The following is a 15,484-nucleotide window of genomic DNA, read 5'->3' as shown; positions in this document are numbered from 1 at the left end:
TGATTGCGCTCCAGAAGAGCAGAAATGTCAGATCAAGTCGTGTGTTTTACAAGTGAATTGAAAATACCGGTTAAATCGAAGCGCAGGAAAAATCGGGCCTGATACCGGAGCTTTCGATAAATGGTGCAGTCGCATGTCCGGCAAATAGCCCGTGATCGCGCACAAGAATTGTTTTGAACCCTGTCGCCGCGCCGCCCAGAATATCAGTATGCAGCGTGTCGCCCACCATCGCAATGCGGTGCGGCGCGATATCGGCAAGCCAGCTTTTGGCATCTTCATACGCATTCCCGAAGGGTTTCCCAAAGAATACGGGCGCAACTTCAAGGTCATCTGCCAAGGCATGCGCGTAATAGCCGGGTTCTTTGCTCAGGCCTGTTTCACGGGGCGCAACCAAGTCGGGGTTTGCCACGACCAATGGTTTGTTCTGCTCTGCCAAGGCGGCGGCAAGCCGCGCGACCATATCGTTATTCAGGGCCGCACTGGAAAGCAGAAGAAAACCGTCAACATCCTGCCCCGTCCAATGGGCGACCTGCGCTGGGATGTCTTCGAACCGGTCGTCAGGGGCCGCAATCGCGCCCCAGTTTCCGTTTGGCAGAACTGAATTCAATCGAGACACGGCCACGTCCCGGCTTGAAACGACCTCGTCAGCGATGAAATCAAAGCCAAGCCTGCGGTAACGTTCGACGGCAACGTCGCGGGTGTAGCTTGCGGCATTTGTCAGCACGATCAGGCGCTTGCCCTTACTGCGCAGCGTTTGCATACACGCCACCGCACCCGCGATCGCTGTTTCGCCCACGTTCAACACGCCAAAGCTGTCCAGAACGAAGGCATCAAAGTGATCTGCGATCTCGACCAACCCGGAACAATTCTGTGTTTGATCCGGGAACTGCGCGCCGGGCATCCGGTGGCGCACAGCCTCGTAGCGGTCAAAGGCGTCCTGCGTGCCCCACGTGTCGTCATAGCCCATTCAGATCAATCCATATTGCTGCGCTTTGCCGCGCAGGAAAGGCAGGCCTTGCCCGATGACCTCTTCGGCACTTTCAGCCACGGGGCGCCAGACCGACAGGCCATAGCCGATCTCGGGCGGCATGTTGATAAAGCTTTCCATCGCAAGGCCGCCTTTGAAATTGATCGCCGCGAGGGTGGCAAAGATTTCGTCCCAATCGCAGGTGCCTTGGCCCGGCGTACCACGGTCGGATTCCGACAGGTGGATATAGCGCAGATGGTCGCGACCCGCGATGATCCCGTTGCCTGCGCCTTTTTCCTCAATGTTCATGTGGTAGGTGTCCAGATGCAGGAACATGTTGTCCGCCCCGATCCGTTCGATCATCGCAACCCCTTGGGCCGCCGTGTTGATCAGGTGGGTTTCATAGCGGTTCACCGGTTCGATCCCGAAAGCCAAACCATGAGATTTTGCGCATTTGGCTGCGGCCGCCAGCGCGGTTGCGACATTGTCCAGCTCTTGGTCGGTGGGCGGCAGGCCAGAGCGTTCGCCGATCCCGCCATAGGTCACGCCACTGAGCGCCTCGGCTCCGAGCCCTGCAGCCTTTTCAATCGCCAGCGTCAGAAAATCGATGGCCCCCGACGGGTTATGCGAGGCCCAAACCGCCTGCGGCAAACCAAGCGAGCAGATGGCAGGCAATTCCTCCTGTTCCAACAAGGCGCGTCCCAATGCGGCATCGGTGGAGGCCGGATCAAGCAAGGCAATCTCGATGAAATCCATACCCGACGCCTTTGCCGCCGCAATCGCCCGCGCGGCACCCTCTGCATCCCAGGACATCGTCCACATGCTGGTATGAACGCCAAAGCCCTTCATACGCTCGAATACCCGCCTTCGATCATCATCAGCGCCCCGTTGACCAGATCGGATGCCGGAGAGGCGAGGTAAAGCGCCATGTCCGCAATTTCGACAGGTTCGCCAAAACGGCCCAACGGCGTGCCCGCGATCATCGGGCCGGACTTTTCCGGAGGGCTCCAGATTTCGCGGCCCATGTCTGTCATCACAACAGTTGGACAGATCGCGTTGACCTGAATGTTATGGGGGGCCAGCTCTGTCATCAGGGATTTGGTCAACGCGTTCAGCCCCCCCTTGGAGGCCGCATAAGCTGCGTGATCAGGCAGCGCGATGACACCTGTCTGGGACGAGATATTGATGATCTTACCGCCCCCCGCTTTGATCATCGCAGGTGCCAGACCTTTGGCCAAAAGGAAGGGCGCGCGCAGGTTGATCGCCATCGTGCGATCCCAGTCTGCCGGATCAAAATCCAGTACGGGTCCAACCAGCGCAACACCAGCTGAATTCACCACAATATCGACTTGCGCGTGCAGGGCCTGCGCGTCGGCGATGACACTTTCGCAGCCTGCAACCGTCGCGATGTCTGCTGCAATTGTCGTGCAATCGGTCTCTGCGGCGAGGGCAGCCAATCGTTCAACCGATTGACCTGTCGCGATGACTCTTGCGCCAGCCTGCGTAAAGACACGCACGATTTCCGCCCCGATCCCAGAAGAGGCCCCAGTCACCAAAGCGACCTTGCCCGCAATCGAAAATCTGTCCTGCCAGCCCATGACCTACTCCAGATTGGTGTGATTGGCCCGCATCGCGTCGGAGCTTAGGGCCATTTGGTCACGCAGCTGCAGGATGACCATTTCAAAGAACAGGAATTGCGCCGCCTCATAAAGTGAACCCATCGGCAGAACGGACGCCCCACCGCCTTGATCATCAGCCATGGTTTGCGCCTGCAGGTAAACAACATGATCGACAGATTGCGGTGCAGCGCCCTGTGGCGTAGCGGTCACGCATAGGGTCGCGGCACCCGCCGCTTTGGCGACGCCAATCAACGCGCTGACGGTGGAAAACTGACCCGGACCTGCGCTGACGATCAGCAGATCACCGTCGCCGATCGGGGGTGTTGTCATCTCACCCACCACATGCGCATCCAGCCCAAGATGAAACAGCCGCATCGCCAGCGATTTCATCATCAGCCCCTCGCGCCCCACACCATATACCGCGATGCGCTTGGCGTTCAGGATCGGCGCGGCCATCGCACTAATCTGGTCGGGCACCGCAGCTTCGAGAACCGCGCCCAGTTCGGCGATGGCTTTGGCGGCAAGCTGCTTGTCAGTCATGAGGCCAGTTCCGCGCTTTGCGGTGTCAGCAATGGCAACACGGCGGCAAACGCCGCTTCGGTTTGGCCGATATCATGCAACAGATCAAAGATCGTATAGCGTCGGCGGATAAAGGCAGCCGCGTGCATCGTCGCCAGCAAATGTTCTGACGTCACGCCGATCTGCCACGCATAGGCCGGCGCACCTGCCTTTTGCAGCATATCGGCCATGGTTTTGTGGCGATAGAGATGTGTTTCAAGCCGGTCTTTTAACGCGGGCCAGTCCGACCGCAACATCCGCAAACGTGCGGCATGAACCGCGGGGGTGGCGAATTTTGCCTCTAGTTCATCCCGTGCCTTTTCTGCAATTTTCTTGTCGGGGATCGCTTTGCCCAAGGTAAGTTCACGGGCTTGCAGGCTGGGGGCATGCTGTACAATGGCGTCTGAGTCCAAGCGGGACAGATCTTGGTCCACGAGCCAGTCAAACAATGCCAAGGAGGCCACGCAGCCGACAGACACCGCCGCCCCATGGCTGACTTTGCGTCCCTGATAGGAATGGCCTTCCATTTCCCACATATGGGCAATCTGGTGATCCGCACCCGATGCCGGACGGGAACTGCCATGGGCTTCCATCGCAAAGCCAACCGCAGTCAGGCCAACATACAGCCGCGCGATGCTGTCATGGTCACCCGATGCGATCCCCTCGGGTCCGTCCAGCCAGCCTTTCAAATGGTCCTGCACCATCGGCCAGGCGACATCATCAATAGGTTCGATCCCCAGCGCATCAGCGAGAATCCAATCCCCGCCTGCGGCCGATTTGCCCGCAAGATCGCCGTAGCCCCAGCCATTCATCTCGGCCGGTGCATTCGCGATCACGTCCAGATCGGCGAGCATTGCAATGGGCGCGCGGGTCGGGATGGTGACCTTAAAGCCGTTTTCTGCCAAGGGCGCGCCAGCGCTTGTATACCCATCCATCGAGGCGGCGGTCGCCACCGTCACATAGCGGCGGCCGGTCTTGAAGGCCGCGTATTTGGTCAAATCATTGATCACACCGGACCCGACAGACACAGGGAAAAGCCCGGGGTCAGCGGCCAAGGCGGCGCGAAAGGGTTCTGCCTCTTCGACGGATGCTTTCGGCAACGGGGCAGCGGGCAGAACATGCGCCTGCACCTCAAACCCGGCGGCTTGCAGGGATGTTTTCACCACGTGACCGGCCGCCTCAAAGCCCTCGTCGTCTGCGCACAACAGCACCCGGGCCTTATCCGTCATACGCCGTACAAGCGCGCCTGTATCGGCCAACCTGCCCGCACCAACCACGACCTCATCCGTCACTTCAGAGCGCGCGACCGCCGGCGCGATCAGTCTGTCCATCTGGTTCGTCCATGTGGTCATCGGGCCGGTCCCTATTTCATCGTTTGTCCATGCGCATCAAAACGGTGCAGCCGGTTTTCGCGGAACGTCATGTGCACGGTGTCACCTGCGTTAAAGCTGTCTTCACCGTCGGTCTTGATCACGATCTGGGTGTCGTCTGGGGTCATCACATAAAGATAACTTTCGCTGCCCAGCTTTTCCTTGACCCGAATGGTGCCAGGATGGCCTGCGTCGCCCAATTGGATATGTTCGGGGCGGATGCCAAGTTTGGCCGTGTCATCCGACAGGCCAAGATTGGCGCCCAAAGCATTGTCAGCTGCAAAAATGTTCATCGCAGGGGAGCCGATGAACCCCGCGACAAATTCGGTGGCGGGTGTGTGATACAAATCCATCGGCGATCCCACCTGTTCGATCCGCCCACCGTTCAGCACGACGATCTGGTCGGCCATTGTCATCGCCTCGACCTGATCGTGGGTCACATAGATCATCGTGGCGTCCAGTTCTTTGTGCAGTGCCTCAAGCTCGATGCGCATCTGCACCCTCAGTTTGGCATCAAGGTTTGACAGCGGCTCATCAAACAAGAACACTTTGGGATTTTTCACGATGGATCGACCAATCGCGACCCGCTGGCGCTGACCGCCAGATAGTTGCCCCGGCTTGCGGTCCAGCAACTCGGTCAATTGCAGGACACGCGCGGCTTCCTCGATCCGCGCTATGCGCTCGGCAGGGGCGATTTTGTTCACCTTCATCCCGAATTCCATATTCGCGCGCACCGACATATGCGGATAAAGCGCATAAGACTGGAACACCATCGACAGATCGCGATCAGCCGGTTCAAGGGCTGTGACGTCCTTGCCATCAATGCTGATCGTCCCTTCGCTGACCGATTCGAGACCTGCGATAGCCCGCAGCAGGGTGGACTTGCCGCAACCTGACGGCCCGACAAAGACGACAAAGGCCCCATCGTCCACTGCCAGGTTGACGTCCTTCAATGCATGCAAGTCACCGTAATACTTGTTTATTTTTGAGAGTTCTACAGTGGCCAAATCTATATTCCCTTCGTTTGGCCCATGCCGGCCCAAGTTCACATCACGTCAATTTGTATTTGACACATGGCACTAATTTACATTTGTATGCAGCACGAAGCAAAAGTATGTCAACCAATTCTCAACTGGGAGGTTATTATGAAATTGAGGACATTATTGGCGTCAACAGCACTGGCCGCGACGCTTGCGTCGGGGGCTCTTGCTGATGGACATGGGTGGAGTTTGAAAGACGCAGCGGCACCATATGCGGGGACGACAGTGGATGTCATCTTCTTGCTGCGCCCCGGCTATGAAGCGATCGAAGCGATGCTGCCGGAGTTTGAGAATGAGACCGGCATCAAGGTCAACATTATCAAACATCCATATGAAAACGCGCTTGGCGAACAGGTCCGCGATTTTGTTGCGGGGGGTGACCTTGATGTCGCGCTGATCGACCTGGTTTGGATCGGCAACTTTGCAGAAAACGAATGGGTTTTGCCGCTGGCCGATGTGCAGGCGAAATTCCCTGAAACTGTCGATCCTGATCTGGATATTGACGACTTTTTCCCGCTGGTTCTGAATGCCTTTGGGGGATGGAATGACACGATTTACGGCCTGCCGGTCGACAACTATTCCGGCCTGCTTTTCTACAACCGCTGCATGTTGGAAGAGGCCGGTTTTGATGGGCCGCCAGAAACATGGGCTGATCTGAAGGACGTCTATGGCCCGGCCCTGACCGGCGATGGCAAATATGCCTATGCGCTGCAGTCCAAGCGGAATGAAACCCAATCCGCCGATAGCTTTGCGCGTATGATCTGGCCGTTTGGTGGTTCGTTCCTCGATGAAAACTTCCGCTCCAACCTCAATAGCGACGAAAGCCAAACGGGTCTGCAATTCCGTCAGGACCTGATGCAGTATATGCCGGATGGCATCGTGGCCTATGACCACGCCGAAGTGGTGAACGGTTTCGCCCAAGGTGACATTGCAATGATCACCGAATGGTCGGCATTCTATTCGTCAGTGGTGTCACCAGACACATCAGCCGTGGCCGATTGCGTTGAAATTGCACCCGAGCCAATGGGTCCAGCGGGGCGCAAGCCAGCACTTGGCGGGTTCTCGATGGCTGTGGCGTCCCAGGCGGATGACGCAGAACAGGCAGCCGCCTATCTATTTATCCAATGGGCGACATCCAAGGCGAATGCGGTTGAATATGTCGAACGTGGCGGCGTCAGTGCCCGTCAATCGGCCTATGAAGATCCGGCATTGGCTGAAACCTTCAAGTACATCCCCGCGCTGGTTGAAAGCTGGCAGGACGGTGTGCCGGAATTCCGCCCACGTTTTGCGGAATGGCCTGAAATCACCGAGATCGTGCAGGAATGGGGCACGAAGATGATGCTGGGCGAAGTCACCACCGAAGAAGGCGCACAGGAAATCGGCACCCGTATGGAAGCCGTGCTTGAGGCCGCCGGCTACTACGACGGCAGCAAGCCGCTGGCCCAGTAAGATAGCCGTCGTATGAAAACCATTCGGGGGCGTCTTGTGCGCCCTCGAAGTCACCCTGTCAGCAGGGCCTTGGGGAGAGAGCAAGAATGCGCGGACAGGTATCCCGTAAGACAATTTTCGGTTTCATTGGCCCGGCTGTCATCAGTCTCGCGCTGGTTGGGATCGCCCCGCTTCTTTATGCGGCCTGGACCTCGCTTCATTTCTTTAACCTGACCAAGCTGCGTCAGGTCGAGTTCATCGGCCTCAAGAACTACTGGACAGTTCTGACGGATGAGGTGTTCTGGCAAGCCATGGGCCGCACATTCTTTCTGCTTGCCACTGCATTGCCGCTGCAACTTATCTTCGGGATGATGATCGCGCTGGTGTTGCATCAACCGGGGCTGACCCTTTTGAAAACACTGGCCCGACTAAGCCTTGTGCTGCCGATGGCGACGACATACGCCGTTGTGGGCCTGCTGGGGCAGGTCATGTTCAATCAGAAATTCGGCGTCATCAATCAGTTGATGGGCGGGGCGAACATCAACTGGATCGGCGATCCGCAAAACGCCTTTGCGATGATCATCTTTTGGGACGTCTGGCAATGGACCCCGTTTGTGGCGCTGGTCCTGCTTGCGGGCCTGACAATGGTCCCGGGCGAAGTGGAGGAGGCCGCGCGGCTGGAAACCAAAAGCCGCTGGACCGTCTTGCGCTATGTGCAATTGCCGTTCCTGCTGCCCGGCCTTGTGGCCGTTCTGATCCTGCGCACGGCTGATACGCTCAAATTGTTTGACATGGTTTTTACGCTGACACGCGGGGGGCCCGGTGCCTCGACCGAGTTCATCTCACTGATGATCCAGCGGGTCGGTTTTCGTGGCTTTGATCAGGGCCTTGCCTCTGCGCAGGCGATCATCCTGCTGATCATCACAATCGTTTTGGCGCAGATTTATATCCGCGTCTTCTACAAGGAGGTTTGAGATGGCGACCCGCACCCATAAACCCCTTTGGGGCCAGATCATCCTGCTTACCCTGATCATGCTGGTCTGCGTCTTTCCATTCTACTGGATGGTCACGACGTCCTTGAAAACCCACATCGTTGCGCTGCAATCCCCACCTGCATGGATATTTGAGCCGACCTTGAACAATTACCGCGAAGCTTTGTTCGAGGATGGGGTGCTGCGCACACTTGCCAATTCCCTGATCATCGCGATCAGCACAACCGTGCTGGCGGTTCTCTTGGGGGTGCCTGCGGCCTTCGCATTGGCGCGGTTCGAGTTTCGCGGCAAGAAAGACCTGTGGTTCTGGTTCATCACCAACCGCATGGTATCACCCATCGTTCTGGCGCTGCCCTTCTTCCTGATTGCGCGCAATCTGGGCCTGCTGGACAAGCATATCACGCTGGTGCTGATCTACCTGACCTTCAACCTGCCTATCGTGATCTGGATCGTGACCGATCAGTTCCGTGGCATTCCTTATGACCTTGACGAAGCGGCCCGCCTTGAAGGGGCGTCGCAATTCACCATCATGACCAAAATCTGCCTGCCGCTGGCGATGCCGGGCGTGGCGGTGTCGTCGATCTTTGCATTCATCTTCTCGTGGAACGAGCTGATGTTTGGCCTGATCCTTACGCGGTCAGAGGCCAAGACTGCCCCCGCGATGGCTGTCAGTTTCATGGAAGGCTACAATCTGCCCTATGGAAAGATCATGGCCACATCGACATTGATCGTCATCCCGGTCTTGATCTTTGCCCTTCTAGCCTCAAAACAGCTCGTGCGTGGCTTGACGATGGGAGCCGTAAAATAGGAATTATCGGCTATGTCCCGCCAGTCAAAGACAGAACTTCTGGATGCCAATGAACAGCTTTTGGTGCGGCTTGCGTGGGCCTGTGAAGTCCAAGGCATGACCCAGGCCCAAGCGGCGGAACAGTTCGGCGTCACGCGTCTGCGTGTGAACAAGGCGCTGGCCGAGGCCCGCGAACGCGGCATTGTGCGGGTCACAATCAATTCGTCTTTCGGTCCTTGTATTGAACTGGAAGAGCAACTTTGCGTGCAATTCGGGCTGGATACAGCCACGGTTGCTCCAGTTGGTGGTGATGATTTCAAGCTGCATACGGTCCTCGGGGCCGCCCTGGGGCAATTCCTGAACCGCCTGCTGGAACGACCAGACATCCGCCTGTTCGGGATGTCATGGGGCAATACGTTGAACATGGCGACCCGTTTCATGGAACCGATGAACCGCCCGGACCTTGAGATCACATCCGTGATGGGCGGGCTGACCAAAGGGTCCGACGTCAACAGCTACGAAATTACCACGCGGCTTGCCGACTTGTGCAATGCCCAGCACAGCTACTTTACGGCGCCGGTTTATGCCTCCAGCAGGGCGTCGCGTGAAATTCTGGAACAGCAGCAGGAATTCAAAGGCTCCATCGAGAAAATCCAGGCTGCAAACGGGCTTGCCCTCGCCGCAGGAGACATGAAACATTCGCTTTTGTTGGCCGATGGTCTGCCCGATGACATTGCAATTGATGATCTGGTACAGGCCGGGGCCATCGGTGACATTATGGGCTATTTTCTGCGCGCGGATGGCACGCTGATTGATCATGATATCAATGCGCGCGTGCTAGGAATCAATCTGGCCGATCTGGATAGTCTTTCGAACGTTGTTGTCGCCGCTGGCGGGCTGAATAAGGTTCCGATCATCCGGGCCATCCTTCTGCGCGGCTGCGTCAATCACATCGTGACGGACGAACACACAGCCCGCAGTCTTGTGGCCGCTTCGCCATGATTTTCGCGGGTATCGACCTTGGAACGTCTGGCATCAAGACTGCTTTGGTGGACGAGGAGGGAACATGCCTCGCCGCCGCGGCCCGGCCGTCACCCGTTGATATCCCGCACCCCGGCTGGAGCCAGCAGGATCCCGACCAATGGTGGCGTCTAAGCTGCGACATCTTCGATGAACTGGCTGCAACCCATCCCGCCCTGATGGCGCGACTTGCGGGGATTTCCCTGTCCGGTCACATGTTGGGGCCGGTCCTGCTGGATAGGGACAACTGCCCCACGACCCCTTGCATATTGTGGAATGACCAACGCGCCATTCTGGAATGCGACGAATTGCTTGCCAAGGTGCCCGACATTGGCTGGCGCACAAACGGGCAGCCCGACCCGGGACTTGGCGCGCCCAAACTTTTGTGGTTGGCGAAACATGCACCCGATGTGTTGGACGCAACAGATGTGTTGATGCTGCCCAAGGACTATGTGGTTCTGCAGCTGACAGGCGAACGCTGCACAGAGCGCAGCGATGCATCCGGCACCATGCTGCTTGATTGTGCGACGGGCGATTGGGATGATGAACTGCTGGACGCCGCAGGGTGGGACAAGGCGCGCTTGCCGCCGCTTTTGCAATCTTGCGATGTTGCAGGACAGCTCAAGCCTGATCTTTGCCGCCGCTGGAACACGCCAGAAGCTGTGGTGGTGGCGGCCGGCAGCGGCGATAATTACGCAGGCGCTTTGGGGGTTGGTGCCGCTGTCGCGGGCCGTGCGGCGCTGAGCATCGGAACATCGGGCGTTTTATGTGCGGCTGATGATGTGTTCCATCCCGCGCCCAACCTTGCCGTCCTGACGACCCCGCATGCCGCGCCGGGGCTGTTTTTGTCGATGGGGGTGGTGATGTCGGCGACACAGTCGCTGGATTGGCTCAGCCGGTTGACGGGCCGCACAGCGCCCGAGCTCGCCGCACTGGCCGAGACCCGCGCGGCCAAGGGCATCACAGGCTGCCCATCCGCGCGCCCGTCGATCACAGGTGTGCGCACACCCGACAATCGCCCCGATGCGCAGGGCTTCATCGGTGGGCTGACTGCCGGGCATGATGCGGCCGACGTGGCATTCGCAATTCTTGAAGGCGTGGCGATGCAGTTTTATGCCGCCTTTACCGCGCAAAAGGCGGCAAATGTGCCGATCACATCTTTGACTGCGGTTGGTGGTGGCACGCGCTCTCTGTTCTGGGTGTCACTGATTGCGACCTTGTTTGACGCAGAAATCGTTATCCCCGAACAAGGTGAAATTGCAGCCTGCCTGGGTGCGGCACGCATGGCGCAGAGTGCTGTTCAACCGGCAGACCGCGACGTGATCTTAACCCGCCTGAACCCAAGCAAGGCTGCCGTGCAACCGGTGCCGTCTTTGCAAACCGATCTCTTTGAACGGTACCAGCACCATCGTTCTTTGCCGTTTTCGGTTGTTCATAGCGTTTGACGAAAAACCCAAAATATCACTTAACGCGTTGAAATCTTTGATCTCAGGCAGCGTTAAGTGATCCGGGTTTTTCGCATAACGCGTTAGACTTTCGCCCGCTCTGCAAAGCTCTTTGCGATGAAGGCCGGTGTTTCGTCGCCCATGCCGACAACATCGGGGTCATTGCGTCCGCGACCACGCCCGCCGCGATTGCGGTCTTGCTTTGGCCGTTCCTCCGCCTTTGGCTTTTCGTCCGGTGCTGGCGGGGCGGGCTGTTCGGCGGGTTTCGCGGCCGCAGCGTCATCGTCTTTCTTGCGGCGGTTCCGGGTGCGCTTGGGCTTGTCTTCTGCCGCTGGTTTGTCGCCGTTCGCGGGGGCCGCTTGCGTCGGGCCGTCCAGACGCGGGATGGTTTCCTTGACCAGCCGTTCGACATCCTCGAGGTTTTTCTCGTCCCGGGGGACGCAGATCATGATCGCGGTGCCAGATCGCCCGGCGCGACCGGTGCGCCCGATCCGGTGGACGTAATCCTCGGCATGGCTGGGTACGTCGAAATTGAACACATGTGTCACGGCCGGAATGTCGAGCCCGCGAGCTGCCACATCCGATGCCACAAGGATCCGCAGCTCATTATCGCGGAACTTGTCAAGCGTCTTGGTCCGATGGCTTTGATCCAGATCACCGTGGATCGGGGCGGCGTTATAGCCGTATTTGTTCAGCGATTTCGAGACGATATCCACATCCGACTTGCGGTTGCAAAAGATGATGGCGTTTGTGCAGGCCTCGCCCTCGGCATCAATCAGATTGCGGAGCAGGGCGCGTTTTTCGGAAGGTTCCTTGCGCTTGTCCGAGCCTTTGAACATCACAACACCCTGCTTGATGTTGGTATTTGTCGTCGCGGCACGGGCAACCTCGATCTTGGCGGGGTTGGACAGGAAGGTGTTCGTGATCCGCTCAATCTCGGGCGCCATGGTGGCACTGAAGAACAGGGTCTGCCGCGTGAAGGGCGTGCGTTTGAAGATCTCTTCGATATCGGGGATGAAGCCCATATCAAGCATCCGGTCAGCCTCATCCACCACCATGACCTTGACGTCTGTCAGGATCAGCTTGCCGCGTTCCAGATGGTCCAGCAGACGGCCTGGGGTGGCGATCAGCACGTCAACGCCCTTGTCGATGATCTTGTCCTGATCCTTGAAGCTGGTCCCGCCGATCAGCAAGGCCTTGGAAAGCTTGGTGTATTTTGCGTATGTGTCAAAGTTCTCGGCCACCTGTGCCGCCAGCTCGCGGGTTGGCGCCAGCACCAGTGACCGGGGCATCCGCGCCCGTGCGCGCCCGCGGCCCAGAAGGGTGATCATCGGCAGTGTAAACGCGGCTGTCTTGCCGGTGCCTGTCTGGGCGATCCCAAGAACATCGCGGCCTTCAAGGGCAGGGGCAATCGCGCCGGCCTGAATGGGGGTAGGGGTGTCATAGCCGGTTTCGGCGACGGCTTTGAGAACCTTGAGGTCAAGGTTCATATCAGTAAACTTGGTCATATACGTCCTATAGATGCGGGTACGGTCCGCAATTCAAAAAAGGACGCATGTTCCGAGCGTCCTGCGCGTCAAAGGCGATCAGGCCTTTCGCTGCGCATATCTGATCGGCGCTAGAGGGTCAAGGATCGGCCCCTTAGCCCCTTTGGTCATTGATGTTTTTGCGCAGCCTGCCGCATTTTTGCAAATCGCCGAAATATGGTGCGGTCATCGGTGTTCAGCAACGTCAAAAGATGCCGGGTGAGCGGGCCAATTGCCGGTGCCGCATTGCTGTCGCGCCATAGCGGGGCAAGCAGGTGCGCCTCCAGATCGCCTTTCAGCACTGAAAAATCGCGCATTCCCATGGGCAATGGGCTTTTGTTCCGGTCCTTGATGCGAAAGGGCTGTTGCGGTGACAGCCCCGAAAAACAACGCTCGGCCTCGTATATCTTCATCAGCGAAAACAGGATGTTAAGCGATTGGGCCAGCTTGCGATCCGCCTCGCTTTCGCCATGCTCGGCAAAGGTGATCACCGCCGAGATCAGCCAACGGGTCGGCAGATTATCCAGCAACCATGTCTCTTTCTCGCGCCACAATCTGCGAAATAGCGCAGGCGCGTGATCAGGGAATGTATGCTTGCGCAGATGCGCCACAAGCAGGCCATGCAGCAGCGCTAGTTCGGTGCCGCCTTGCAGTTCGCCCAAGAGCATATGCCGCTTTTTCGCAACCCGGCTGAGCCCCTCTGGCCGCGGATTTTCCTGTTTGGGCAGCGGGATCGTGGCCAGCTGATCGAAATCGACGTCCAACGGTGCCAGTTCCTGCCCGGGGTCATGGGTCAGCAGCGACCGCCGCTTTTGATATTGCGGCAGCAGGCTGCGGATACCATCGGGAAAGGTTTCGTCATGGTCGCTCATTATTGGGCCTCCGCGCGCCGATAGGGGCACTATTGCGAGGTGGCGGCCCCCTTACAAGCCCGCGCTTGGATGAACCTGCGGTGCATAGCCATGCCGCAAGACTGATATGGTCGGGACGGGGGTCAGGACCGTCAGGCTATCCCTTGCCTCGCTGCTGTGGGCGGGTGCGTAACCCGTTGTGGTGTAGGGGATCAACTGCCCGTTCCATAACAGATGGGGGGCGTCGTCGTGCAACGCCATGACACCGTCGGGCAGGTGTTCTGCCCGCGCCTGATGTCTGATCTGGGTTCGATTACGTCCATTCACCCGGGCCGCATGCAGCGCCTTATCCATCATTGGGGCTTTGGGCCGGGTGCCGCTGCCGCGTGTCCAGGCGGCCACAAAATCCAGATATGCCTGTCGCCTGCAATAGCCGCAGGGGCGGTGTCCGGCAGCAAGGGCCGTGACCTCGTCGAGAAAGAACAGTTCTGTCCAATTGCGGCCCGTCATGACCGAACGCCGGCGCCCCTGCCAGTCAAGTGTGCAGCAAATCCACGCCTTGTGGGACCATCGGGCAACCCCCAGCGTCTTGTCGGGCCGGTGGATGATCCCGCGATTGCCGGTCAGGCCGCCACGGGCCGGGTCGATGACGATTTCGCCGGTCGGCAGAACGCGGTTCTGAAGCGGCACCCGCCGTTACTGAGATGCCGTGAAGGTGCTTCCGGCGACTTCAACCGCCACAATGGAAGGGGGTCCGCCGCCACTGCAATTTTCTGTACAGAACGAGCCGGTGACAGTGCCGCGCACCTCTTCAGGTGTTGCTGCCCCGGCCGATCCGAAGAATTCGCCGCCAATTGCTGCCCCGGATTCAAGGACTTGGGCATCGCTGGCGCGGGTCAGCGACCCGTCAAGATCGGCAAAGACCGGATTGATCCCCGCGCCCGCGCCACGGTCAATATCGCCATTGATCAGCGTCAGTGTGCCGGTATAGGTTTCAGCGTCGGAATCGGTGAAATTGCTGACGTCGCCGGTGATCGTGTCACCCGCAAAGCTGGCGGTCAGGGACAGATCGCCGGTATAGGTGACATCGCCCGCGCCGCCCTCGTTCAAGACAAAATTCAATGTGCCGGTATATGTTGGCGCGCCCGTGACCGGCAGTGACGCCGGATCGACGATCTGTAATGGTGTGCTACCGCCGCCGCCATCGCCCGTGCTTTCACACGCTGCAAGTGCCGCAAACAGCACCCCGGTCAGCCAAAATTTCATGCCAGTATTCATTGCCGTCACCTTCCACATTCCCGCGCCCATGTTTGCAGAAGCTACAGGTTCAAGACAAGAGAGCGTTGTGCGGCACCGGCAAGAACCTGCCTTTGGCTGCCGTCACCCGGTGAGAGGCGGCGCTATTGCGCGCCTGCCAGGACCCGCTGAAACAACCAGCCCGGCACGGTGCCTTCATAACGGCCCCGCCGCCCCTGCACCCGGATTGGCAGGCCAGTGCGGGCGGCCAGACGGAAGGCCGCAGGTGTCAGTTTGATGATCCCAACCTCAGCCCGCTGGCAGCCATCAATGCAGTGGGTGAGCAATCTGTCATGGCGTTCGTATTGCAATGGCACACCGCGCGAGGTCATGGTTTCGACAATCGGTCCATTGGCCACCCGGCGCCGGATATTGGTCAGGACCCCAAAGGCCTGCACCCCGTCGCGCGAGATCATGATTGGCCGCACAACCATGATGGCCTTGCGATCGCTAAAAATCTCGTATTCGGATGTGTAGGATTGCTGAAAACCGGTCCAGGCATCCTGCCGCGAAACAACACGGGATCCCGTGCAGGCGGCCAAGGCAAGGATCAGAACAGAGGTCAGCAAGTAACGCATTCCTGCA

General features: G+C 58.6%; 16 protein-coding genes. 5 read left to right on the top strand and 11 right to left on the bottom strand.

Annotated elements, in window-relative coordinates:
• Positions 1 to 70 precede the first annotated feature (70 nt).
• The 6 genes from AABB31_RS06485 to AABB31_RS06460 are packed head-to-tail and all read right to left on the bottom strand — an operon-like array spanning position 71 to position 5,563.
• A complete protein-coding gene (locus tag AABB31_RS06485; RefSeq protein ID WP_342075283.1) occupies positions 71 to 967 on the bottom strand; it encodes an HAD family hydrolase in 897 nt (298 codons plus the stop codon).
• Positions 968 to 1,780: a TIM barrel protein gene (locus tag AABB31_RS06480; RefSeq protein ID WP_373635550.1), complete on the bottom strand. Its 813-nt coding sequence runs from the start codon at positions 1,778 to 1,780 to the stop codon at positions 968 to 970. It abuts the gene before it with no gap.
• A gap of 32 nt (positions 1,781 to 1,812) precedes the next feature.
• The gene (locus AABB31_RS06475) at positions 1,813 to 2,565 is read right to left on the bottom strand and encodes an SDR family NAD(P)-dependent oxidoreductase (RefSeq protein WP_373635549.1); all 753 of its coding nucleotides are present in this window, start codon (positions 2,563 to 2,565) and stop codon (positions 1,813 to 1,815) included.
• Between the two features lie 3 nt (positions 2,566 to 2,568).
• Positions 2,569 to 3,126 (bottom strand): SIS domain-containing protein, encoded by a 558-nt coding sequence (locus AABB31_RS06470; RefSeq protein ID WP_342075287.1) that lies wholly within the window; start codon positions 3,124 to 3,126, stop codon positions 2,569 to 2,571.
• Positions 3,123 to 4,496, bottom strand: a complete 1,374-nt coding sequence (locus tag AABB31_RS06465) for a sn-glycerol-1-phosphate dehydrogenase (protein WP_342075288.1) — start codon at positions 4,494 to 4,496, stop codon at positions 3,123 to 3,125. The genes AABB31_RS06470 and AABB31_RS06465 overlap by 4 nt, the downstream gene beginning before the upstream one ends.
• Before the next feature lie 11 nt (positions 4,497 to 4,507).
• The gene (locus tag AABB31_RS06460) at positions 4,508 to 5,563 is read right to left on the bottom strand and encodes a sn-glycerol-3-phosphate ABC transporter ATP-binding protein UgpC (RefSeq protein ID WP_342075289.1); all 1,056 of its coding nucleotides are present in this window, start codon (positions 5,561 to 5,563) and stop codon (positions 4,508 to 4,510) included.
• A gap of 96 nt (positions 5,564 to 5,659) precedes the next feature.
• Between AABB31_RS06460 and AABB31_RS06455 the strand changes: the two genes are divergently transcribed.
• The 5 genes from AABB31_RS06455 to xylB all read left to right on the top strand — a co-directional run bounded on the left by AABB31_RS06455 (position 5,660) and on the right by xylB (position 11,226).
• Positions 5,660 to 7,003 (top strand): sugar ABC transporter substrate-binding protein, encoded by a 1,344-nt coding sequence (locus AABB31_RS06455; RefSeq protein WP_342075290.1) that lies wholly within the window; start codon positions 5,660 to 5,662, stop codon positions 7,001 to 7,003.
• A gap of 86 nt (positions 7,004 to 7,089) precedes the next feature.
• On the top strand, positions 7,090 to 7,956 hold the full coding sequence (locus tag AABB31_RS06450) for a sugar ABC transporter permease (protein ID WP_342075291.1): 867 nt from the start codon (positions 7,090 to 7,092) through the stop codon (positions 7,954 to 7,956).
• 1 nt (position 7,957) lies between these two features.
• Positions 7,958 to 8,782 carry a carbohydrate ABC transporter permease gene (locus AABB31_RS06445; RefSeq protein WP_342075292.1) on the top strand — a complete coding sequence of 275 codons (825 nt, stop codon included), beginning with the start codon at positions 7,958 to 7,960 and terminating at the stop codon, positions 8,780 to 8,782.
• Positions 8,783 to 8,794: 12 nt separating this feature from the next.
• Positions 8,795 to 9,763: a sugar-binding domain-containing protein gene (locus AABB31_RS06440; protein ID WP_342075293.1), complete on the top strand. Its 969-nt coding sequence runs from the start codon at positions 8,795 to 8,797 to the stop codon at positions 9,761 to 9,763.
• Positions 9,760 to 11,226, top strand: a complete 1,467-nt coding sequence (gene xylB, locus AABB31_RS06435) for a xylulokinase (RefSeq protein ID WP_342075294.1) — start codon at positions 9,760 to 9,762, stop codon at positions 11,224 to 11,226. The genes AABB31_RS06440 and xylB overlap by 4 nt, the downstream gene beginning before the upstream one ends.
• 83 nt (positions 11,227 to 11,309) lie before the next feature.
• Here the strand turns inward: xylB and AABB31_RS06430 are convergent, their stop codons facing one another.
• From AABB31_RS06430 to AABB31_RS06410, 5 genes are all read right to left on the bottom strand, one after another.
• Positions 11,310 to 12,734, bottom strand: a complete 1,425-nt coding sequence (locus AABB31_RS06430; protein WP_342075295.1) for a DEAD/DEAH box helicase — start codon at positions 12,732 to 12,734, stop codon at positions 11,310 to 11,312.
• Positions 12,735 to 12,880: 146 nt separating this feature from the next.
• A complete protein-coding gene (locus tag AABB31_RS06425; RefSeq protein ID WP_342075296.1) occupies positions 12,881 to 13,624 on the bottom strand; it encodes a hypothetical protein in 744 nt (247 codons plus the stop codon).
• 51 nt (positions 13,625 to 13,675) lie between these two features.
• Positions 13,676 to 14,293, bottom strand: coding sequence for a hypothetical protein (locus AABB31_RS06420; protein ID WP_342075297.1), 618 nt, complete (start codon positions 14,291 to 14,293; stop codon positions 13,676 to 13,678).
• Positions 14,294 to 14,299: 6 nt separating this feature from the next.
• A complete protein-coding gene (locus tag AABB31_RS06415) occupies positions 14,300 to 14,869 on the bottom strand; it encodes a hypothetical protein (protein ID WP_373635548.1) in 570 nt (189 codons plus the stop codon).
• A gap of 134 nt (positions 14,870 to 15,003) precedes the next feature.
• The gene (locus AABB31_RS06410; RefSeq protein WP_373635547.1) at positions 15,004 to 15,477 is read right to left on the bottom strand and encodes a hypothetical protein; all 474 of its coding nucleotides are present in this window, start codon (positions 15,475 to 15,477) and stop codon (positions 15,004 to 15,006) included.
• Between the last annotated feature and the right edge of the window lie 7 nt (positions 15,478 to 15,484).

Origin of the sequence: Yoonia sp. SS1-5, from assembly GCF_038443705.2 — a bacterium.
Classification (GTDB): domain Bacteria; phylum Pseudomonadota; class Alphaproteobacteria; order Rhodobacterales; family Rhodobacteraceae; genus Yoonia; species Yoonia rhodophyticola.
This window is presented reverse-complemented; position numbering and strand designations above follow the sequence as displayed.